The sequence below is a fragment of the Shewanella sp. SR43-4 genome (genome assembly GCF_014163845.1).
Taxonomy (GTDB): Bacteria; Pseudomonadota; Gammaproteobacteria; order Enterobacterales; family Shewanellaceae; genus Shewanella; species Shewanella vesiculosa.
The window spans coordinates 35,850-56,545 of the sequence record NZ_JACJEB010000022.1; the positions used below are offsets into that span (position 1 = coordinate 35,850).

Sequence of the window (20,696 nt, forward strand, 5' to 3'; positions counted from 1 at the left end):
TATCACTGGTATAAGGTCGGTTTACTTCCCGTACAGCAGGCGATTACATCAAATCCTGTGGGTCACGATCGATACTCCAGCGACAACGTTTACTTTCTGGTATTTGTTCAATAAGCGCTAAAACCCGTTCAAATTCGGTTTGTAAACGCTGCCGACTTTTGGCTTGCAGTATTAATTGGCGGCGGTATTTGCCTGCTTTACGATCAAGCGGTGCCGGAATTGGACCAATAATTTCAAAGTCTTTATCTTGGGGGAGTAGTTCGCTAGTGCGTGTTAAAAAAGCATCAGCATCTTCAGCTAAATGTGCTTCAGCGCGAATTAATACCATGTGCCATGCCGGTGGTAATAATGCTTGTTGACGTTCTTTTAGCTGACTACGAGCAAACTCACCATAACCGCGCTTCAACAGGTCGCGCAAAATTGGGTTATCACTTTGATGGGTTTGCAGGAGTACTTTACCGGGTTTATCAGCGCGGCCAGCACGGCCCGATACTTGGGTGTATAGCTGGCCAAATCGTTCTGGTGCGCGAAAGTCTGCACTAAACAGGGCGCCATCAACATCAAGTAAACCCACTAAGGTGACATCAGGAAAGTGATGACCTTTTGCCAGCATTTGTGTGCCAACGAGGATTTTATATTTACCCATGTGTATGCCTTGCAACTGCTGCTCAAGTGAACCTTTACGCCGCGTGGTGTCGCGGTCTATTCGCACTACAGGATATTTGGGAAACAGTTTTACGATTTCTTGTTCCAGTTGCTCGGTACCTAAACCATGGCCCATTAGCATAGTGCTGCCGCATTGGTGGCATTGGCGTGGAATAGCGTATTGATTACCGCAATGATGACAACATATTTCGTTTAGGCCCTGATGGACGGTAAAAAAGGCATCACAGCGATCACATTCATGTAAATGACCACATTCATGACACAGTAGCGCGGGCGCAAAACCACGGCGGTTTAAAAATAGCAGCACCTGATTACCTGCATCAAGGTGCATGCGCATTTCGTTAATTAATGATGCTGACATCCCCGCTTTTAGGGGTTGCGAAGTAATATCAATAATACCTTGTTTCACTTTTTGCGCTGCGCCAGCGCGCTCACTTAATTCAAGGTGATGATAGCGTCCGGATAAGGCATTTTGTAAGGTTTCTAATGATGGCGTTGCTGAACCTAAAACCACCTGAATATCTTCAAGGTGTCCCCGCATTACGGCTAAATCTCGGGCGTGGTAGCGCACACCTTCTTGTTGTTTAAAGCTACTGTCATGCTCTTCATCAAGAATAATTAACCCAGGAAAAGCCATAGGAGTAAAGAGTGCTGAGCGAGTGCCAATAATAATTGCCGCTTCACCGACACGAGCCTGACGCCAAGCTTCTAGGCGTTGATTATCGGTTAGGCCCGAATGGATCACGGCGACATTGACTTCGAAACGGCGTTTGAAGCGATTAATGGTTTGCGGGGTTAAGCCTATTTCAGGCACAAGAATGAGCGCTTGTTTACCTTGTTGTAAAATAGTCTCAAGCAAGGCTAAGTAAACTTCAGTTTTGCCTGAGCCAGTAATCCCTTCTAATAAAGTGCAATGAAAACCTAGCTGTTGAGTGAGTACCGATACTGCGACAGCTTGCTGTTTGTTAAGCTTGTGGGGTGATTCATTCATGATCAGTTGTTGACGCCAACTTAAATCATGGCAGAGCACTTTTTCTTGCCGTTCAATCCAGTGTTTTTGTTCTAATGCTTTTAATGCCGCTTTGCTTAATTGTTGAGTGGTGAACTCATCATGGCTGATGGGATTTGCCAGCAATAACTCGTGCAGTTTTTTCTGTGCCGGAGCGCGTGTTAATACGCTAGGGTCAGCATTGCGTCCTTGCGGGCTTAAATGATATTCAACCACGGCTTGTGGCGTTGCTTCTAAGCCTTTTCTCAATGCCACTGGCAGCGCTTGACTGAGCATTTGCCCTTGAGTGGTAAAGTAATATCGGGCGGCCCACAGGGTTAATTTATATAGCGAATCAGGTAGCAATGGGGCATCATCTAACACAGCTGTAACAGATTTTATTTGATGGGGTGCCAAGTCACAGCTGTCTGTAATTGCGGTTATTAAGCCAATGAGTTGTTGTGATCCAAACGGTACTTTTACCCTAAGTCCTATTTGTAATCCCGCTTGCTGCTGGTCTTTTACGCGGTAACTAAAGTTTCTGCGTAATGGGACGGGTAAGGCAACTTCAACAAACACGGGCATAAGGTTTCATCATTTTCAATTCTGTAGTGGATTGCGGATCAGTTTACCTCTAAGTGTCATCAAAGAGATAGGGCAACATATATGCGTAAAGGACTTATTGAGGCTATTATCCTAGGGTTTGGATTATTGAGCTATATTGCTACTGCAATGGCTCAAGTTAATCATGTCAGTATTAATAGTCGTCAATTTGAAGTAAATCATTTACCGCAATTAAAAGTTAATGTGGTGGCACAAAATGATGATGTGTCGCGATTAGGATTTTATATCCGCCAGTTAGAGAATAACAAGGTTGAGCAGCAAAAGTTAACGGTGCAGGCCATTAATCGCTTTTTACTCCAACTTAATGGTAGCGAGATCATCAGTGACTCAAATGCGCAGTTAATTATTACTGAAGCCACTTCGACAGGAGCGGTCACCTTGGCTGTTGTGGCTATTTTTGATGCGCCATATTCGCTCAATGGTGCAAAGATAGCGGTCAACAGTGAACATCGGCCAATACCTGACGCTAATCTGCCAGTAATGAGTACTTCCAAACATCAGCAAGTTGATCATCGCGTGGCTCAAGTGCCATCGGTGCCATCATCAACTATTGTACCTACTCAACAAGTTAACTGTTTGCTTGAACGTGATAATAGTGACACCTTATGGCGAATAGCTAATCGTTATAAACAACAGTGGAATACGAGCGTTTACGGTGCGATGTTAGCTATATTTGAGGCGAATTTATTGGCATTCTCTAAGCAAAAAATCCACTTGTTACTTAAAGATGTGCCATTGAATTGCCCATCAACAATGATTTTGGCGCAATATGATAATAAAGCGGTCGACAAAAAAGTATTCGAGGCGATTGAGGCAAAACATGCCAATCAATAAGTTTGATGCTGATCATCTGTGATAAAAACGCTTATGTAGTCGAGTATTTGCTCTTTCTGTCAGTAATTAGTTGCAGCAGATTATGTTAGTTTATATAGTTGCACATGTTAATATTTGTGATGTTAGGCATTTTAAAAATTAAAAAAGTAAACAATAATAATAAATTACAGCGTGATAAACGTAGCATTAACACTTTAACAATCAGTGTATAAATGCACAAAGTATCATGATTTTTACAGCATAACTGTATGCTGTATGGAAGCGGTTTATAATCGAAAGGATTGTATTGATGAAACGCGTTAAGATGCTAACTATATTAGCATTACTTGCATTTAACAGTATTTCAACTGTGATCGCTGAAGTCAGTCATATCAGTATTGATACCATTCCATTTGAAAGTGGCCAAACACCTAAATTAACCGTGAATGTTATAACCGATCACCATGATTTATCGCGGCTGACGTTTTACTTACGCCAAATTTATAAAGACAATATCGTGCTAGAAAAGCTCGATGTTGAGCGACGTGATAATGATGTTTTTGTATTAACAGGCACTGAAAAAGTTCGCGATCAAGATGCGGCATTAATTGTATCGGAATTTCGTAATGCTAAATGGCTGCAATATTCCCCTGTAGCTTTATTTTCTCAAACTGTTGCCCAGAGTAAACACCAGCCGGTAGCCATTAAAACGATGAAGTCGTCTGCGACATTATCGACATTAAAACCTACGCCAATAAGTCACCAGACCAGCGTTACACCTCAAGTCGCGACAACGCAAAGAAATCTGAGTGATTGCCAGGTTAATCATTTAGCGAGTGATACCTTATGGAAAATAGCGGTGCGCTATCGTAAGCAATGGAATTCAAATATCTACGGCGCAATGCTTGCCCTTTATGAAACCAATCCATCTGCATTCTACCAAGATAAAATTAGCCAATTAAAAGTCGGGAGCGCATTACGTTGCCCATCAGTAGAGATGCTATCGCGCTACCAAAATGTTGCTGCAGATAAAGTAACATTTGATAATGTAGTGGCCAGCCAAGGCGATAAGTCTCAACAAGTATCAGCTTCAGATTTGCCTGTTACTGCATCCATGGAAACGCCGCAAGCAACACAGATCGATGATTCGCTTAATGCCGACAGTAAAGAATTAGAGAGTAAGCAACTGTTGGCTGCCATTCATGAAACTCAAACTCTGCCCCAGCCCATTCTGGTTAATGTTGAAACCAAGCTGACACTAGCCGAAACCGATCGGCAAAGTCCTGCACTGAATAAGTCCTGCTTACTTGATAAATTGCCTCAAGATACCTTATGGCGGGTTGCTGATCGTTATTACCGACAATGGCAAATCAGCGTATTTGGTGCGATGCTGGCGATTTATGATGCCAACCCCAATGCGTTTGCTAATCAGAAAATATACTTACTGATGTCTGATAGCCGTTTAAAGTGCCCATCTGAGGAGATTGTGCAGCAATATCAAAATTCATCTAATGCCCAAGCTACTTATGATGAGCTAGTGTTGTCGCACAAGTCTTCCTAGTACTGTGTAGAAATTCTACTTGTTTGTGTACCTGAGACCCTGTATTATTCCGCGCCTAAAACATATTGTTATTAACTGCATGTGGTGCTCAACTTCGGGTTGGGAGAGCGACATGGCCTTCAATTTAAGGTACTCCAAATGAAAACAGGTATACACCCAAATTACGCTGAAATTACTGCAACTTGTACTTGTGGTAACATCATCAAAGTGAACTCAACTGCAGGTAAAAACCTACACTTGGACGTATGTGGTGCATGTCACCCATTCTACACTGGTACTCAGAAAGTTGTTGATACTGGTGGTCGTATTGACAAGTTCAACAAGCGTTTTGGTATGCTTGGTAAAAAGTAATTGCATTGCAATTGACTTGAATAAGGCGCCTTCGGCGCCTTTTTTATTTTCTACAACTAGCATAATTCCATTTCTTAACCTGAGTTATCCTAAAATAGTGTTGTGCTGAGGCGGAAACTAATTTTTTAGTAGTAAACAATGTAAAAAAGCATAAACAGCGCTTTATTGTTATTTAGACAAAATAAACTGCAAATATCGTCGTCTTTATCCGTTTATTATCGTAAATCTTGTTATTTTCCTACACTTTTAACTTATTGATTTATATATATTCATATTCAATTAGTTAGATTAATAAAACCTAGCCTCTATTCTTACTCACAACACCTCCTATCATTGAGTTTTTGATTTATATCGTTTGATTATTAGCGTATTGTTATTAAAATTTTAGAGGGTTAGCAAGGTGCTAATTGATGGGCTCCTTACATCATCCTCTCCGTCATATATAGCGTATTTCAGGATGTATACAATGTCAGATATTCGTCAACAAGCTCTGGATTATCATGAATTTCCAGTACCAGGGAAAACGGCTATTTGCCTAACTAAACCTGCTCAATCAAGTCACGATCTTGCTTTAGCATACAGTCCCGGTGTTGCAGAGCCTGTTAGAGAGATCGCTTCTAATCCTGAAAATGCTTATCGATATACCAATAAAGGTAATACCGTTGCGGTTATTACCAACGGCACTGCTATTTTAGGGCTAGGGAATTTAGGTCCATTGGCGTCAAAACCTGTGATGGAAGGCAAATCATTACTATTTAAACGTTTTGCGAATATTGATTCGGTTGATATTGAAGTGAAACATCGCACCACTGAAGACTTTATCAATACTGTTGAGTCGATTGCCGATACGTTTGGTGGCATTAATTTAGAAGACATCAAGGCGCCTGAATGTTTTGAAATTGAACAAGAGCTGATTAAGCGCTGTAATATTCCTGTGTTTCATGATGATCAACATGGCACCGCTATTGTTACGGCTGCAGGTATGTTGAATGCCCTCGAAATTCAGGGCAAAAAAATTGACGATGCTATCTTTGTTTGTTTAGGTGCCGGTGCTGCTGCCATTGCGTGTATGACAATGATAGTTAAATGTGGTGCATTACGTGAAAATGTTTATATGCTCGACAGACAAGGCGTTATCCATACCCGCCGTGAAGATTTAAATGAATATAAAGCCTTATTTGCCAATAATACCGATAAACGCACTCTGCAGGATGTAATAAAAGATGCCGATGTATTTTTAGGGCTATCGGGGGCGGATTTATTAACCGCGGATGATATTGCGTTGATGGCACCTAATCCGGTGATTTTTGCCTGTTCAAATCCTGATCCTGAAATTAAACCTGAATTAGCTCATAACATTCGTAAAGACCTCATTATGGGCACGGGTCGAAGTGACTATCCAAATCAAGTCAATAACGTATTGTGCTTCCCGTTTATCTTTAGAGGTGCACTTGATGTGCGCGCTGCGGTCATTAACGATGAGATGAAGTTAGCGGCTGTTTATGCTATCGCAAACCTCGCGAAAGAGCCTGTTCCAGCAGAGGTATTGGCTGCTTATCCCAATGTGTCATCGTTGAGCTTTGGTGCTCAATATGTGCTGCCAAAACCAATGGACCCAAGATTATTGCCGCTGGTTGCTCGAGCCGTATCGCAAGCTGCAATTGATTCTGGTGTAGCTAAAATCACCACATTACCGACAGAATATAAGGTATAAGCTGCTCGGGATTGGGTATCTGATGCTGCTCTGAGTCTGAATGAATTCATCGCATGATTAACGTAAGGGGCTTGGCCCCTTTTTTTAGCTATCATACCCGTATAAGTAAAAACGATTAGTGAACTTGTTGGCACAATGGTTATACTGGATGAAAATTAACTTGTTAATAAAATAAGTAAATCCAGCAGGATAGCGGATAAATGAAGCTTACCAAGATCCTTACCAAAAAACTGACTAGCTTTTGGCTGCTTTCATTGGCTGCGGTGGCCTTTGTGTTTTTACTGTGCGCGGTAATGGGTTTTACTCAGTTAACCTATACTTTTCAGCAGCAGAAGGTGGCTGAATTAGAGACCATGTTAGTTGCTGACTATCAACAACATGGCAATAAACAATTTTCTACTTGGTTACCCCCTTTACTGACTGCTTACAAGGCGGTTGATTTTTCCTTGTCGCATAACAGTCAATTAATTTATCAATTTCATCATGAGCAACCCTCTGCATCTAAAAGCAGTTTAACTCTTTATAAAAGCTCGCTAAGTAAAGGGCAGTTACTCATGACGATGACTTTACCGCCACCATTTTCGTTACGTAATTTTGGCTGGCATGAGCTCGTTATTCTGCTTATTGGTTTTACTAGCATCGGTTTTTTTGTCCGCTTTGGTTACGGTTGGTATTCCAGAGAGCTCGATGGGATAGAGCAACTCGCCCAGCGCAGTAAGCTCATTCTCGATGGTCATTTAAAACAAGCTGCCGATGTACCTACTAACGGTAAGCCTCGAATGATTAATCGTGCCATCAGTAAATTACTTGCTGAACTCGATGATGCTCATAAAGAACGCGGCCGTTTAGATCAATTTATCCGTAAAGATACTTTTTTAGACAAACAAACCCAAATTGGTAATCCTATATTTTTTCAAAACCGTCTTGATGGATTAAGTCACCACCAAAAAATGGTTGCCCATGGTGTATTGATGCTCATTGAGTTTGATGATGTTGATTTAGTGGAAGACCAATTCGGTGAAGGTGGCGTTAAGGCCATGCTTTCATTGACTACAGAAGCCATTACAGCGGTATTAATGCAATATGAAGACAGTATTTTTGCGCGGCGTAGCTACTCACAATTAGCCATTGTTGTACCACAGTTATCTTTGCTTGAAGCCGATCAGTTAGCGCAGCGAATACTCAAAACCTGCATCGCATTGCCTTTTTATGGCATTGGTAATCCTGATAATTTCTTTCATTTAGGGTGTGCTTTTTTTAAAGCTGGCGATCTACAGTTACAGCTTGTTGAAGAAGCTGAGATGGCCCTCCGAGCGGCACTACTTCAACGAGTTAATAACTGGTTCATGTACGATAAAGGTGCACTCGATGAGCAAATCGCCAAAGGCTCTGTTCGATGGCGCAGTTTTATTGAAAATGCATTGGTATCAAAACGATTTTTCACCTTACAACAAGCCATTGTAGATAGTGATAATCAAATTATGCACTATGAGATTTTTAGTCGTGCCCGAGATTTACAGGGTAATGATGTGCGCGCCACTCTGTTTATTCCAATGGCTAATAAATGTGGATTGATGCCGCAGATTGAGCGACAAGTATTGGAACAAGTACTTTTTAGGCTAATGTCTGACAATACATCAAGCTACAGTATCAACTTGAGTCTTGATAGTTTGACCAGTAGAGCATTTGTTCGCTGGTTACAATCGACTTTATTAGAGCATCGACCCTTAGCCGCGCGACTGATTTTTGAGGTGTCTGAAGACATTATTGTTAAAAATCAGGAAAATATCTCACTAGTTAAGACTCTGGATATGCTGAGGAAAATGGGCGCTAAATTGGCTGTAGATAATGTTGGTCAATCTGTTGTCGGGACTCACTATATTCAGGAGTACCATTTTGATTTAGTGAAATTACATCGCTCTATTGTACGCCGAGTCCATCAACGTTCCGAGAATCAATTATTCATCCGCAGCCTAATTGGCGGCCTTTATCGAGCCGAAGTGAAAGTGATTGCTGAAGGCGTTGAATGTTTCGAAGAATGGCAAACGTTAAAAATTCTCGGTGTAAGTGCTGCACAAGGCGAGTTTTTAGAGCAAAGATCTGAAGTTTAGGTGTTAAAATGCTATGTTTGCTGTAATTGATTGGCCTTATACCTTGTTTATCAAAAGATTACTCTCTATCTTAAACACATATACACTTTGTTAATATATGGCTTGGTTGTTAATTATTTGTTGTTTTTGCGTTATTATAGCTTGATTTTTTATCGATGTGACTAGTGACACTGGCAATCAAGGCTAAGCAGATTGCCTTACCGTTAGATGCTTAAATAGTAGAGTCATCGTGTCGTTTTTTGATGACATGTCTCTAATACCAATTCTATGAATGAGTGATGTTACACACTTAATATGTTAGCGAATATGGGCAACGCAATGAACAATGGTTTTTTGAGTAAACTCGCCTTTTGGCAAACATCACAGTTGATGGGTAGTGTAGGTGTATTTATCGCCGATAATTCATTATGGGCTTGTAAACTCCAACAAGGCCAATTAGCACCTGTTATTAGCCAGTTTTTAGTACCAAAAAATAATTGGTCTCAAGCCTTTGAAGCACTAAAAAGCCAGTTTGGTCGAGTTCGAGTGCAATTAGTGCTGTCACATCAGTATTATCAATTGTTACAAGCTGAAAAACCGAATGTTGAGCCAGATGAAGTGACTCAAGCGTTGATCTGGTCTGTGAAAGATATGGTGTCAGAACCTGTGGCCAATATCCATTTAGATTATTTTGAGTCTAGTTTTATTGTCAGTTCAAAAGTGAATGTCGTGGTCAGTAGTCGACAGTTTCTAGCTCAATTGGCCAGTGCTTGTGATGCCAATGGATTAGACGTTGCTGGTATCAGCATTGAAGAGTTGGCATTAAGCCATGTTTTAGTTAACGACAATATGGCCCACATGCTGGTGGCTCATTTGCCTGAGCAAGAATTGTTGTTATTAATTGTTAAAGCTGGCGAAGTATTGATGCAACGTCGCGTCAGAGGCTTTAATCATCTGTATAAAGCAACTTTAGAAGAGTTGAAACATGGCTTAGCCGATAATCTCAGTTTGGAGATCCAACGGTCTATGGATTATTTTGAAAGCCAATTACGTCAGGCACCTGTGGGATCCATTAGCATATTGGCAGATGGTGACAATTCATCATTAGCTAATCTCGTTGGTGCTAACTTTAATCAAAAAGTGCTTGCTGTTGCCCACGACGGCGTATCGAACTTACTCGCTCAGTTAGCGTTACAGGAATTAACGCGAGGTGAAGTGTGATAAAAACCGCGGTTAATTTATATACCACTGATCTACTGCCTAAAAAACAAAAGCTAACCTTTGCAAGAATGATGTTGGCTTTGGGCTTATTCTCAGGATGCTGTGCACTACTTTATGCAATTGGTCTGTGGCATAGCCATGATTTGCAAACCTTAAGTGAGCAGGTAAGCAGAGAGAGAAATCGTTTAAATGATCAAAAGACTCAGCTAGAACTGCAAATCGCTGCTCGTCAGCCTGATGCGAACTTAGTTGCAAAGGTCGAGCTTGAACAACAGCGCTTAGATCTTAAAAAACTGTTAAAAGATGAGCTAAGCCAGCGCAATACTCTGATTAGTCAAGGTTACTCCCCAATGTTAACCGACTTGGCAGCAGTGGCGGATGCCAATGTATGGTTGAGCCATATTACCATTGAACAACAAAATACTGATGTTCAGCGCATTGAGTTTGAAGGTTATGGGCGTAATCCACAGAGCATTCCACTGTGGATAGATAAACTAAAAACCACTTCAACGCTTAAGGGGTATGCGTTTTCAGCGATGACAATGGATCGCGGCGAAGCACAACCACTGGCGTTTAAATTAATCAGCCAGCCCATTGCTAAGGAGCTCGCACAATGAAGCAGCAATGGCTTGTATGGTCGTCAAAATTTAATGAGTTAAGTCAACGTGAGCGTACATTGATTATGTTCGCTTTATTTGTTGTGGTCGGCATGCTGTTGTTTATGCCATTAGAGTCGGTTTGGAAGCAGCAGCAAAGCTTGCAAACTCAGCTTAAAGGATTAGCACAAGAAAATTCAATTTCCTTACAACAAGTGGCTCTCTATGAAGAGCGTTTACAACTTGACCCTAATCAAGATTATCATCAACGGCTAAAGTTGATTACTGAACAAATGCAATTAGTTGATGCTGATCTTACTGAGCAAATGGTTGATATGGTTCCTGCGGACTACATGCCAACAGTATTAGCTAATCTGCTGGGTAATGTTAAAGGTGTATCGCTGATTTCATTTGCTTCCATAGCGCCTAAAGCCTTATTACAAGTGGGCGATGGCAGTAAAGTTAACCTTTACAGCCACGGTATTAAGCTGACGTTACAAGGCGACTACTTCGCGATTTTAGCGTTTATTAAAGCAGTTGAAAGTATGCCTGATAAATTGTACTGGAAACGTCTAGATTATCGTGTTGAATCTCATCCAGATGCGTTAGTTGAATTAGAACTTTACACACTGAGTGTGAATAAGGACTTTATCAGTGTTGCAAAACAAGATTAATGCCATGGCATATGCATCCTGCCTAATGATGCTATTAATGTCAGCGGCGAATGCACAAACATTACGTGATCCGACCCTACCGGGTCAGGGGGTTGTGGCTGCGATAACCAAAACCGATAATCAATCTTTAGTGTTAAACAGTATTGTCAGCGGTCAGAATACCTATGCGGTGATTAATAACATCATTCTGTCGGTGGGTGACACAGTTAGTGGCAGTGGCTTACGAGTATCAAAGATTAATAAAGACTACGTCACCTTGTCAGATGGACGAAAACTTCAACTATTTAAGTCGATAACAGAGCGATAGGATAAGAATAAAAATGAATGTGATTAAATACGTTACTCCTCTGATGTCGCTGTGCTTAGTTGCTTGTCAAACGACGGATAGACCTGATCCACAAACCGCAAAAGCAGCCTTGAATGAGTCAAGACAACAAGCTGAAGCGGGTCAAACTATTATGCCACCCCCAGCGGCAATGCCTGAAGATGTTCAGCGTGAGCTTAATGGCGATAATACACTGGGCCAAGCGGCGAGAGCCCTTCCTGCTGAGCGTCGTTTTGACGTATCAGCAAACGAAGTTGATGCCAGAGTATTTTTTCCCAGCTTAGTCAAAGACACCCCATTAAGTGTGGCGGTTCATCCGGATGTGCAAGGCAACATTTCATTATCATTAAAAGCAGTCACCTTGGCAGAGGTTATTCAAGTCGTTGAAGATATTTACGGTTATGAAGTTAAGCGTGAAGGGCGTATTTTACGTGTTTATCCCGCGGGAATGAGAACCGAAACTTTTCCCTTAAATTATATCTATATGCAGCGTGAAGGTTTGTCATTAACCTCCGTTAGCTCAGGGCGCATTTCAGATCAAAACAATAATTCAAGCAATGGCAGTAATGGCAGTAACAATAGCAGCAGTAACAGTAGTAATAGTTCAAATAGTAATAGTGGCAATGGTAATGCTAATAGCAGTGATAATACCAATGGTACTTTTATTCGCTCAACCACTAAGACGGATTTCTGGGGTGAATTACAAGCCACATTAATGTCTATAATGGGTGAAACTGGTGGCGGGCGACAAGTTGTAGTCACTCCTCAAGCCGGTCTGGTTACCGTTCGAGCTTTTCCTGATGAGTTACGACAAATTCGAAGTTTCTTACAAATAGCAGAAAGCCATCTGCAGCGCCAAGTCATTTTAGAAGCAAAAATTATTGAAGTAACTTTATCGGATGGTTATCAGCAAGGGATCCAGTGGGAGAATGTGTTAGGTCACGCTGGTAATACCAATATTAACTTTAGTACTTCAGCAGGACAGGGGCTAAGTAATGCGATTACGTCTGCCATTGGCGGAGTAACATCGATTAATTTCACTGGAAGTGATTTTAGTTCCATCATTAACTTGCTCGATACTCAAGGTGATGTAGATGTGCTGTCAAGTCCTCGAGTCACCGCATCGAATAACCAAAAAGCAGTGATTAAAGTCGGTAATGATGAATACTTTGTCACGGACGTTTCATCCACCACAGTGGCAGGTACTACTCCGGTGACCACGCCACAAGTTGAACTCACGCCATTTTTCTCTGGTATTGCTTTGGATGTGACCCCGCAGATTGATGAAGATGGCAATGTCATACTGCATGTTCATCCTTCGGTGATTGATGTGACCTCACAAACCAAAGAAATTAAAATCAGCGATTCAACCTTGGAGTTGCCATTAGCGCAAAGTGAGATCCGCGAATCGGATACCGTTATCCGCGCAGCATCTGGTGATGTGGTCGTGATTGGCGGGTTAATGAAGAGTGAGAATATTGAAACTGTGTCTAAAGTGCCATTTTTAGGTGATATTCCTTTTCTGGGTGAAGCATTCACCAGCCGCAGTAAATCTAAAAAGAAAACTGAATTGATTATTATGTTAAAACCAACCGTGGTCGGTGGTGACACATGGAAGGACGAGTTAAAGCGCTCACAAGATTTGATTGAGCGTTGGTATCCTTCAAAGTAGTGAACGTTCACGTTTGGCTTAACATTAACAAGGGATAGCCGGTAATTATGTATTTGCAGCATTTTGGCTTAAGTCAGTTGCCCTTTACGCTGACCCCTAATACCAGTTTCTTTTTTGGGTTGGCGCCGCATGTGGAAGCGTTGCAAGTGCTGCAAACAGCATTAGAAACAGGTGAGGGTTTTATCAAGGTCACTGGAGAAGTGGGTACAGGTAAAACCTTAGTGTGTCGTAAATTGTTGAACGATTTACCCGCTCAATACCATTGTGCATATTTACCCAATCCTTATTTAAATCCTAAGGAGTTACGTTGGGCTGTGGCAGCTGAACTTGGTTTGTCTTTGCCAAATAAAGTCGATCAACAACAACTGACAAGACTTATCCATGAGCGTTTGTTAGCGTTAAATCATCAAGGATTTCATGTGGTATTAGTGTTGGATGAGGCGCAATCGTTACCGGATGAAAGTATTGAAGCATTAAGGTTATTTACTAATTTAGAAACCGAAAATCGTAAGTTATTGCAAGTGGTGCTGTTTGGTCAGCCTGAATTAGATCAACGTTTAGCGCAACCTAAGTTTAGGCAGTTACGACAACGTATTACCTTTAGCTATGGTTTACGTCCGTTAACATGGGACGAAATACACGCTTATATTCGATATCGGCTAGCGATTGCGGGTTACCAAGGGCCAGAGTTATTTGCTGCCGCGGATATTAAGCGTATTGCCCGAGCTGCTCGTGGCATTCCGCGTTTGGTGAATATTTTGGCACATAAAAGTTTATTGCTATGCTACGGCCAAGGTGAAAAAAAGGTCCTAACTCGGCATTGTTTGGCTGCGATAACCGATACGGAAGATATTAATTTACAACATAAAGTGAGTGTATCTCGGCTCAACATCTTGCTTGTTGTGCTCCTTGCTGCAGTGGTGTTGGTTATTGGGTTAAATAGTGACAGTTGTTGTGGTGAATGGGTGACACAAATAAGTGAGATTAAATGAGCGTTATTATCAATATGCTGAAAGATTTAGAACAGCGTCAGCAGCCTGAAACCGATAATCCTTCGACACAAGCTGTGGGTGAATTTGTGCGTCCTCAAATTCAATATCAAACTGTTGCTAAATCACGTTCACCGCTTATTAGTCTCATTGTTGTTGCAGTACTATTGATACCTACTTTGTGGTTTGGTGTGTCAATGTATCGCCAAGCCAATATGCAAATCGCAAATCAACCTAAAGCAATCAGTGACGCTGCTAGCACAGACACTGAATCGTTAACGCTAAGCCAAGCACTTAATCATAACGACCTTGTAACTGAACCCTCTGAGTTAGCCTTAAATGCCAGCTCGACAATGACGCCTAAATCTATTGAAGCGTCAAGGCAGCCCGTCAGCGCTGATACAACTCAAGACAATATGCCTGTTACAAATGAAACATCCCTAAACGATTTGACTCAAGTTGACACTGCATCAAAGGGTGACGCTGAGCAGATTGATACTTCTTCACCCTCGGCACAACAAGCTAGCGTGCAAGAGCCTGAAACGGTCAATAGTCACACCGTAGTCGCCGCAACAGTTGCTAGCAAAACCGCAGCCGATAAGGTCAGTGTATCCAGCGCGAATGAGCCGATACCTGATCAAATTGCATCCAACCAGACGGCACTGAACAATCCTGCATCAAATAATGCTGACACCGCTAAAGCCATCACTGCAACTCAATCATCTGGCTCGTCTGAAGCCGCCGCTGTTGAGAAAAAACCTGTGCAGATGTCGGTAAAAGAGGTCGTTATTAGTAAGGCACAAATGGCACAGTTGCAATACCGTAAAGGAATGGATGCCGAGCAGGCACGGCGACTTGATGATGCAGCTGGTTACTATTTAGAAGCGATCATTTTACAACCGAGCTTACACAAAGCGCGTATCCAATTGGTTGAAATTTATTATGCGCAAAATAATATGACTACTGCGATGGGATTACTCGAAAGTGGCATCAGTATGTTTCCGCAACAATGGGAGTTTTATGTGATTTTGTCGCGGATTCAAACCGAAATTAAAGCTTACGATGCTGCATTAGCGACATTAGCGATGATCCCCGATAATTCAACGTGGGCTCGAGATAAATGGATAGCACAAACCGATTTGGCCCAAACTTCGAAGAACTTTACCCTAGCTGAAGTGGCTTATCGTAACCTATTGGTATCCGAATCGACTCAATCTCGCTGGTGGATGGGGTTAGCTTATGCGCTCGACTCACAAACAAAATACTCACAAGCCGCTCAGGCTTATCGTTCAGCATTAAGCTATGAAGGGTTATCGACTTCAGCCATGACATTTATTGAAAAGCGTTTAGATCAGCTAGGAGAAAACCGATGAAGCCTAAGTTAAAGATGCGGTTAGGAGATCTTCTTGTTCAAGAGCTGATTATTACTGATGTACAGCTACAACAAGCATTAGCGGAGCAGCGCAATTCAGGTAAAAAGCTTGGTCGTACACTGATTGATTTAAACAGTATTACTGAAGATCAGTTACTTAAGTTTTTATCTCAACAACTTAATTTACCGTATTTGGATATTAGTCGTCGCCCAATTACTGCCGACGTGGTCAATATTCTTCCTGAAGTACAAGCTAGGCGTTATCGTGCCTTAGTGGTAGAAAGTCATGCTGATCATGTGTTAGTGGCCATGAGCGATCCAGCCGACTTACAGGCTATCGATAATATTGAAGTGTTGGTTGCGCCTAAACAGTTAATGATTGCCGTAGCACCAGAACAACAATTACTCGATGCATTTGATAACCTCTACCGCCGCACCGGACAAATAGCCGAAATAGCCGGTAAGCTCGATGAAGAATATGCCGCTGATGACATGTTCGATTTGGCTAATTTAACCCAAAGTGATAGTGATAACGAAACCACAGTGGTCAAGTTATTACAGTCTATTTTCGAAGATGCGGTGCAAATGCGTGCGTCAGATATTCACATTGAACCCGGCGATAAAGTCTTGCGCATCCGCCAACGTATTGATGGTCAATTGCATGAAAATACCCTAAGCGAAGTTAATATTGCATCGGCCCTGGTATTACGGTTGAAACTGATGGCTGGGTTAGATATTTCAGAGAAACGTATGCCACAAGATGGTCGTTTTCATATGGAAATCAAAGGTCATAAAATCGACGTGCGGATGTCGACCATGCCAATTTATCACGGCGAATCTGTGGTGATGCGTTTATTAGATCAGACGACTGGACTGCGCACCTTAGATGAAACTGGCATGCCACCGCATATTGTGGCGCGAATTCGTAAACAGATTAAACGCCCTCACGGTATGTTGTTAGTGACCGGGCCAACGGGTAGCGGTAAAACCACCACTTTATACGGTATTTTAAGTGAGCTTAATACTGCTGACAGAAAGATTATCACCGTAGAAGATCCGGTGGAATATCAATTACCACGCATTAACCAAGTTCAAGTTAACCATAAGATTGGTTTAAATTTTTCCAATGTGCTGCGTACCACTCTTCGCCAAGATCCCGACATTATCATGGTGGGCGAAATGCGTGACCAAGAAACCGTTGAAATTGGTCTTCGAGGCGCATTAACCGGTCACTTTGTATTGTCGACCTTGCATACCAATGACGCGGTGACCAGTGCGTTACGATTACTCGATATGGGCGCGGCCAGCTATTTGGTGGCGAGTGCACTGCGCGTTATTATTGCTCAGCGCCTTGTTAGGCGTGTTTGTCATAATTGCGCCATTGATTATCAGCCTTCAGCCGCTGAGCGCAGTTGGCTTAGTGGTGTGACTAAAAAAGATATTAGCAGCGCGACATTTAAAGTAGGTCGTGGTTGTCAAACCTGTAATGGTTCGGGATATCGTGGCCGAATCGGTATTTTTGAAATACTTGAGCTTGATGAAAACATGATTGACGCCATGCGTACTGGTAATCCTCAAGATTTTGCTCGTGCAGCGCTGCGCAGTCCTAATTTTATCCCACTGGCACATTCTGCGATGGAGTATTTATTCCTTGGTACGACAACACTCGAAGAAGTATCAAAACTGGTTGAAGATGTTAGTGAGTCGACAGTGCCGTTGTCGGAAGATTTGGTTAGTCAACAAGATATTGGTGCATAACAATGCCAATATATCAATATCGAGGTCGTAACTCACAAGGGCTGGCTGTTAGTGCACAGCTTGAATCTGCTAATGAAAGTGCCGCTGCCGACGCTTTACTTTCTCGTGGAATTATTCCACTGGAATTACGTGAAGTAAAAAATAAGCAATCATTTTCAATGAGCTTATTTCGCAGTAAAGTGTCATTAGAAGAGTTACAAATTTTTAGTCGACAAATGTACTCATTAACTCGTTCGGGTATTCCCATTTTAAGAGCTATTGCTGGTTTATCTGAAACCACTCATTCCGATCGAATGAAAACAGCCTTAGATGATATTTCAGTTCAGCTCACTTCAGGTCGACCACTGTCTTCGGCAATGAATCTTCATCCAGATATATTTGATTCATTGTTTGTGTCGATGATCCATGTTGGTGAAAATACCGGTAAGTTAGAAGATGCCTTTATCCAGCTATCTGGCTATATCGAGCGTGAGCAAGAAACACGTCGACGGATTAAAGCGGCAATGCGTTATCCCATGTTTGTGTTGATCGCCATTACCATCGCAATGATTATTCTCAATATTATGGTTATCCCTAAATTTGCCGATATGTTCTCTCGTTTCGGCGCAGAGTTGCCATGGGCGACAAAAATATTAATTGGTACGTCTAATCTGTTTGTTAATTTCTGGCCTCATATGATAGTGCTATTAATTGCTGTGGTAGTGGCGATTCGGTATTGGCATCATTCAGAAAAGGGTGAGAAGCAATGGGATTTATGGAAACTGCATATTCCTGTGGTGGGTTCCATTATTGAGCGCTCAACGTTATCGCGTTATTGTCGCTGTTTTTCGATGATGCTCAGTGCTGGTGTGCCTATGACTCAAGCATTAAGTTTGGTCGCTGATGCGGTCGATAATGCTTATATGCATGATAAAATTGTCTCGATGCGCCATGGTATTGAATCAGGCGAGTCAATGCTAAGGGTATCTAATAGCAGTCAATTATTCACTCCGTTAGTATTGCAAATGGTGGCTGTGGGCGAAGAGACGGGGCAAATCGATCAACTATTAAATGACGCTGCTGATTTTTATGAAGGTGAGGTCGATTACGATTTAAAAAATCTGACGGCTAAATTAGAGCCTATTCTTATTGCGTTTGTCGCTGGCATTGTCTTGATACTGGCACTGGGTATTTATCTGCCTATGTGGGATATGCTTAATGTGGTCAAAGGCGGTTAGCATATAATGCAAGTTATTCATTGGGTACTGGCATGTTGAGCCAACAAAAAGCAGATGATGACCTGATTAAAGTGTATGGGCGAGTCATTGCTATTGTGGTGGTGTTAGTACTGTTGAGTATTGTTGGCATACGTTCTTTTAATTCCACCTCCAATATAGGTGGCCGTGGTTTAGAGTTTGAACATAATCGTTTTTTAAATGTCTTAGCTATGGTGCGCAGTCAATGGTTAGCTTCTGGTAGGCCACACCGGATGCAATTATCTTGGCATAACAAGGTGCCTAATGTGACACCAAGTAAGGTCGCAGATGACAATCTTGATTCAGACTCTCAAGCTGACACTATTAGAAATGATAAGATTAACGACGATTTTGATGCCGATTTAGTCGGTACCGATAATTGGGTGTCTTTATCTAACCAAGGTTGGCCAATTATTGATACCAATGATGTACAAGGTTGTGCACAGTTGTGGGCGCAGTTATTGGCCAATAATGTTCAAGAGCTCAATATTGCGGTAGATTATCAGTCTGATGATCATGTGTGTCGCTACTATTCAAATAACAAAGCCAGTTTGAGTTATCAGCTCCAGACGGGTAGAGTCATTTTTTTGATGAGTGACAGATAAAATTTGTATCATCCATGTTAAAATTTAAATAAGCTGCTAATATCAGTGAAGTTATCGCTGAACCAGTATGTTTCCCTGTTGTAGGCACTATAGAGAAGAGTAAGATATTATGAAATTGAAACAACAAGGTTTTTCATTGATCGAGTTGGTCATTGTTATTGTTATTCTCGGTTTATTGGCTGCAACGGCAATTCCGCGTTTTTTGAATGTCACCGATGATGCTGAAGACGCCAGTGTCGATGGTGTTGCTGGCGGTTTAGCCACAGCGGTGAGTTTTGTGCGTGCACAATGGGAAGTTGATGGTCGCCGGAATAGTAATGTTATTTTAGACGGGACGAATGTGTCGTTAGATGCACGGTTTGGTTTTCCTACCGGGACCACCAACACAGATGCTACAGCCATGACAAATGAAGCATGTCAGGAAGTATTTAATGCAGTGTTGCAAAACGCACCTAGAAATGTGCTTTTTAACCAAGATGCTCGTCAACAACGTTACACTGTAAGAATGCAAAATGGTGTCGGTGGCTCATCTACGAGTATTGATGGCCAAGTCGTTGCAGGGCTTGATTTATGCGTTTATCATCAAGTTGCGACGTTAGCGCTTAATCAAACATCGGGAGTCGCAACACCCACTCCAGATTTAGATACCGTCGGTGCAAACGGAATTATATACAATGCCGGTACGGGTCAGGTCGTATCATTTACTAACAACTAATTTGATTTACTTATTTATTTTCTATAGAGGTTATTTAATATGCAAAAACAACAAGGTTTTACATTAATCGAATTAGTGGTTGTGATCATTATTCTCGGTATTTTAGCGGTAACAGCAGCGCCTAAGTTTATCAATCTTCAAGGTGATGCTCGTGTGTCTGCGTTACAAGGTTTAAAAGCGGCAATTCAAGGTGCAAACACCTTAGTTTATTCAAAAGCAGCATTAGCTGGTAAAGAACAAGCGACTGGGGCCACAGTGACTTTAACTGGCTCCTCAACGGCTACTCCAGCGACTAATATTGATGTAACAACTGATTATGGTTATTTGACCACAGCATTAGTTAATTTTCAAAATGCAATTGATTTAAGCGTTTCTGCTGGAACAGATCCAAGCCTTTCAACTATAACTACTGATTGGATTTATGACGCTGCTACAGGGAGCTTTTGGCAAGCAGGCGCACCATCAACTTGCTTTTTCAAATACTCAGCTGCTACAGCAGCAAAGATACCTGAATTTACAGCGATACCTGATGCATCTAAGTGCTAATAAAATTTAAGAAAAAAAACCTGCTTAGGCAGGTTTTTTTTTGAGTGTTTTAAATACATGAATAGGTTAGAAACTAATTAATCAGGTTAGTCATAAAGTGATGTAAGCCTAACAAATAAGCATACAACATAGCCTGTTGTTAATATACGGAATAAGCTAATATAAGTCTCTGACACTATTA

The 20,696-nt window shown here is 41.7% G+C and carries 18 protein-coding genes; 17 read left to right on the forward strand and 1 reads right to left on the reverse strand.

All coding sequences use genetic code 11. The annotated features are described in order from the left end of the window. Window positions 1–43 precede the first annotated feature (43 nt). Window positions 44–2,239, reverse strand: a complete 2,196-nt coding sequence (gene priA, locus H5123_RS18755) for a primosomal protein N' (RefSeq protein WP_182698937.1) — start codon at window positions 2,237–2,239, stop codon at window positions 44–46. An 81-nt stretch (window positions 2,240–2,320) separates the two neighbouring features. On the opposite strand from priA, the gene H5123_RS18760 reads away from it, so the two are divergent. From H5123_RS18760 to H5123_RS18840, 17 genes are all read left to right on the forward strand, one after another. Next, a complete protein-coding gene (locus H5123_RS18760; RefSeq protein WP_182698938.1) occupies window positions 2,321–3,112 on the forward strand; it encodes a FimV/HubP family polar landmark protein in 792 nt (263 codons plus the stop codon). 289 nt (window positions 3,113–3,401) lie between these two features. Then, window positions 3,402–4,652, forward strand: a complete 1,251-nt coding sequence (locus H5123_RS18765; protein WP_182698939.1) for a FimV/HubP family polar landmark protein — start codon at window positions 3,402–3,404, stop codon at window positions 4,650–4,652. 138 nt (window positions 4,653–4,790) lie between these two features. Beyond that, window positions 4,791–5,003, forward strand: coding sequence for a 50S ribosomal protein L31 (gene rpmE, locus H5123_RS18770; RefSeq protein ID WP_011639173.1), 213 nt, complete (start codon window positions 4,791–4,793; stop codon window positions 5,001–5,003). A 466-nt stretch (window positions 5,004–5,469) separates the two neighbouring features. Beyond that, window positions 5,470–6,717 carry a malic enzyme-like NAD(P)-binding protein gene (locus H5123_RS18775; RefSeq protein WP_124015332.1) on the forward strand — a complete coding sequence of 416 codons (1,248 nt, stop codon included), beginning with the start codon at window positions 5,470–5,472 and terminating at the stop codon, window positions 6,715–6,717. 200 nt (window positions 6,718–6,917) lie between these two features. Next, window positions 6,918–8,828 (forward strand): RNase E specificity factor CsrD, encoded by a 1,911-nt coding sequence (gene csrD / locus H5123_RS18780; protein WP_182698940.1) that lies wholly within the window; start codon window positions 6,918–6,920, stop codon window positions 8,826–8,828. Window positions 8,829–9,146: 318 nt separating this feature from the next. Beyond that, window positions 9,147–10,028, forward strand: coding sequence for a biogenesis protein MshI (locus H5123_RS18785; protein WP_235781714.1), 882 nt, complete (start codon window positions 9,147–9,149; stop codon window positions 10,026–10,028). Continuing rightward, window positions 10,025–10,645 (forward strand): fimbrial assembly protein, encoded by a 621-nt coding sequence (locus H5123_RS18790; protein WP_182698941.1) that lies wholly within the window; start codon window positions 10,025–10,027, stop codon window positions 10,643–10,645. Before H5123_RS18785 ends, H5123_RS18790 begins: the two co-directional genes overlap by 4 nt. After that, window positions 10,642–11,298, forward strand: coding sequence for an MSHA biogenesis protein MshJ (locus tag H5123_RS18795; RefSeq protein ID WP_182698942.1), 657 nt, complete (start codon window positions 10,642–10,644; stop codon window positions 11,296–11,298). The genes H5123_RS18790 and H5123_RS18795 overlap by 4 nt, the downstream gene beginning before the upstream one ends. After that, window positions 11,279–11,605 (forward strand): MSHA biogenesis protein MshK, encoded by a 327-nt coding sequence (locus H5123_RS18800; RefSeq protein WP_404948329.1) that lies wholly within the window; start codon window positions 11,279–11,281, stop codon window positions 11,603–11,605. The genes H5123_RS18795 and H5123_RS18800 overlap by 20 nt, the downstream gene beginning before the upstream one ends. A gap of 13 nt (window positions 11,606–11,618) precedes the next feature. Then, window positions 11,619–13,295, forward strand: coding sequence for a pilus (MSHA type) biogenesis protein MshL (gene mshL, locus H5123_RS18805; RefSeq protein ID WP_182698943.1), 1,677 nt, complete (start codon window positions 11,619–11,621; stop codon window positions 13,293–13,295). 47 nt (window positions 13,296–13,342) lie between these two features. Further along, window positions 13,343–14,287, forward strand: a complete 945-nt coding sequence (locus H5123_RS18810) for an ExeA family protein (protein ID WP_182698944.1) — start codon at window positions 13,343–13,345, stop codon at window positions 14,285–14,287. Further along, window positions 14,284–15,657 carry a lipopolysaccharide assembly protein LapB gene (locus H5123_RS18815; protein ID WP_182698945.1) on the forward strand — a complete coding sequence of 458 codons (1,374 nt, stop codon included), beginning with the start codon at window positions 14,284–14,286 and terminating at the stop codon, window positions 15,655–15,657. The genes H5123_RS18810 and H5123_RS18815 overlap by 4 nt, the downstream gene beginning before the upstream one ends. Further along, a complete protein-coding gene (locus H5123_RS18820; protein WP_182698946.1) occupies window positions 15,654–17,414 on the forward strand; it encodes a GspE/PulE family protein in 1,761 nt (586 codons plus the stop codon). The genes H5123_RS18815 and H5123_RS18820 overlap by 4 nt, the downstream gene beginning before the upstream one ends. Window positions 17,415–17,416: 2 nt before the next feature. Continuing rightward, complete coding sequence (locus H5123_RS18825) at window positions 17,417–18,631, forward strand: type II secretion system F family protein (RefSeq protein WP_124015322.1); 1,215 nt, start codon at window positions 17,417–17,419, stop codon at window positions 18,629–18,631. A gap of 32 nt (window positions 18,632–18,663) precedes the next feature. Next, on the forward strand, window positions 18,664–19,254 hold the full coding sequence (locus H5123_RS18830) for a hypothetical protein (protein WP_124015321.1): 591 nt from the start codon (window positions 18,664–18,666) through the stop codon (window positions 19,252–19,254). Window positions 19,255–19,363: 109 nt separating this feature from the next. Then, entirely contained in the window at window positions 19,364–19,969 is a 606-nt protein-coding gene (locus H5123_RS18835; RefSeq protein WP_182698947.1) for a prepilin-type N-terminal cleavage/methylation domain-containing protein, read from the forward strand. Between the two features lie 39 nt (window positions 19,970–20,008). After that, window positions 20,009–20,515 carry a type II secretion system protein gene (locus H5123_RS18840; RefSeq protein WP_182698948.1) on the forward strand — a complete coding sequence of 169 codons (507 nt, stop codon included), beginning with the start codon at window positions 20,009–20,011 and terminating at the stop codon, window positions 20,513–20,515. Window positions 20,516–20,696 lie beyond the last annotated feature (181 nt).

What these genes read in the sequence shown, in the direction of transcription:
- priA (WP_182698937.1), bottom strand. Translation starts at nt 2,239, where the DNA reads ATGCCCGTGTTTGTTGAAGTTGCCTTACCCGTCCCATTACGCAGAAAC.
- H5123_RS18760 (WP_182698938.1), top strand. Translation starts at nt 2,321, where the DNA reads ATGCGTAAAGGACTTATTGAGGCTATTATCCTAGGGTTTGGATTATTG.
- H5123_RS18765 (WP_182698939.1), top strand. Translation starts at nt 3,402, where the DNA reads ATGAAACGCGTTAAGATGCTAACTATATTAGCATTACTTGCATTTAAC.
- rpmE (WP_011639173.1), top strand. Translation starts at nt 4,791, where the DNA reads ATGAAAACAGGTATACACCCAAATTACGCTGAAATTACTGCAACTTGT.
- H5123_RS18775 (WP_124015332.1), top strand. Translation starts at nt 5,470, where the DNA reads ATGTCAGATATTCGTCAACAAGCTCTGGATTATCATGAATTTCCAGTA.
- csrD (WP_182698940.1), top strand. Translation starts at nt 6,918, where the DNA reads ATGAAGCTTACCAAGATCCTTACCAAAAAACTGACTAGCTTTTGGCTG.
- H5123_RS18785 (WP_235781714.1), top strand. Translation starts at nt 9,147, where the DNA reads ATGAACAATGGTTTTTTGAGTAAACTCGCCTTTTGGCAAACATCACAG.
- H5123_RS18795 (WP_182698942.1), top strand. Translation starts at nt 10,642, where the DNA reads ATGAAGCAGCAATGGCTTGTATGGTCGTCAAAATTTAATGAGTTAAGT.
- mshL (WP_182698943.1), top strand. Translation starts at nt 11,619, where the DNA reads ATGAATGTGATTAAATACGTTACTCCTCTGATGTCGCTGTGCTTAGTT.
- H5123_RS18810 (WP_182698944.1), top strand. Translation starts at nt 13,343, where the DNA reads ATGTATTTGCAGCATTTTGGCTTAAGTCAGTTGCCCTTTACGCTGACC.
- H5123_RS18815 (WP_182698945.1), top strand. Translation starts at nt 14,284, where the DNA reads ATGAGCGTTATTATCAATATGCTGAAAGATTTAGAACAGCGTCAGCAG.
- H5123_RS18820 (WP_182698946.1), top strand. Translation starts at nt 15,654, where the DNA reads ATGAAGCCTAAGTTAAAGATGCGGTTAGGAGATCTTCTTGTTCAAGAG.
- H5123_RS18825 (WP_124015322.1), top strand. Translation starts at nt 17,417, where the DNA reads ATGCCAATATATCAATATCGAGGTCGTAACTCACAAGGGCTGGCTGTT.
- H5123_RS18830 (WP_124015321.1), top strand. Translation starts at nt 18,664, where the DNA reads ATGTTGAGCCAACAAAAAGCAGATGATGACCTGATTAAAGTGTATGGG.
- H5123_RS18835 (WP_182698947.1), top strand. Translation starts at nt 19,364, where the DNA reads ATGAAATTGAAACAACAAGGTTTTTCATTGATCGAGTTGGTCATTGTT.
- H5123_RS18840 (WP_182698948.1), top strand. Translation starts at nt 20,009, where the DNA reads ATGCAAAAACAACAAGGTTTTACATTAATCGAATTAGTGGTTGTGATC.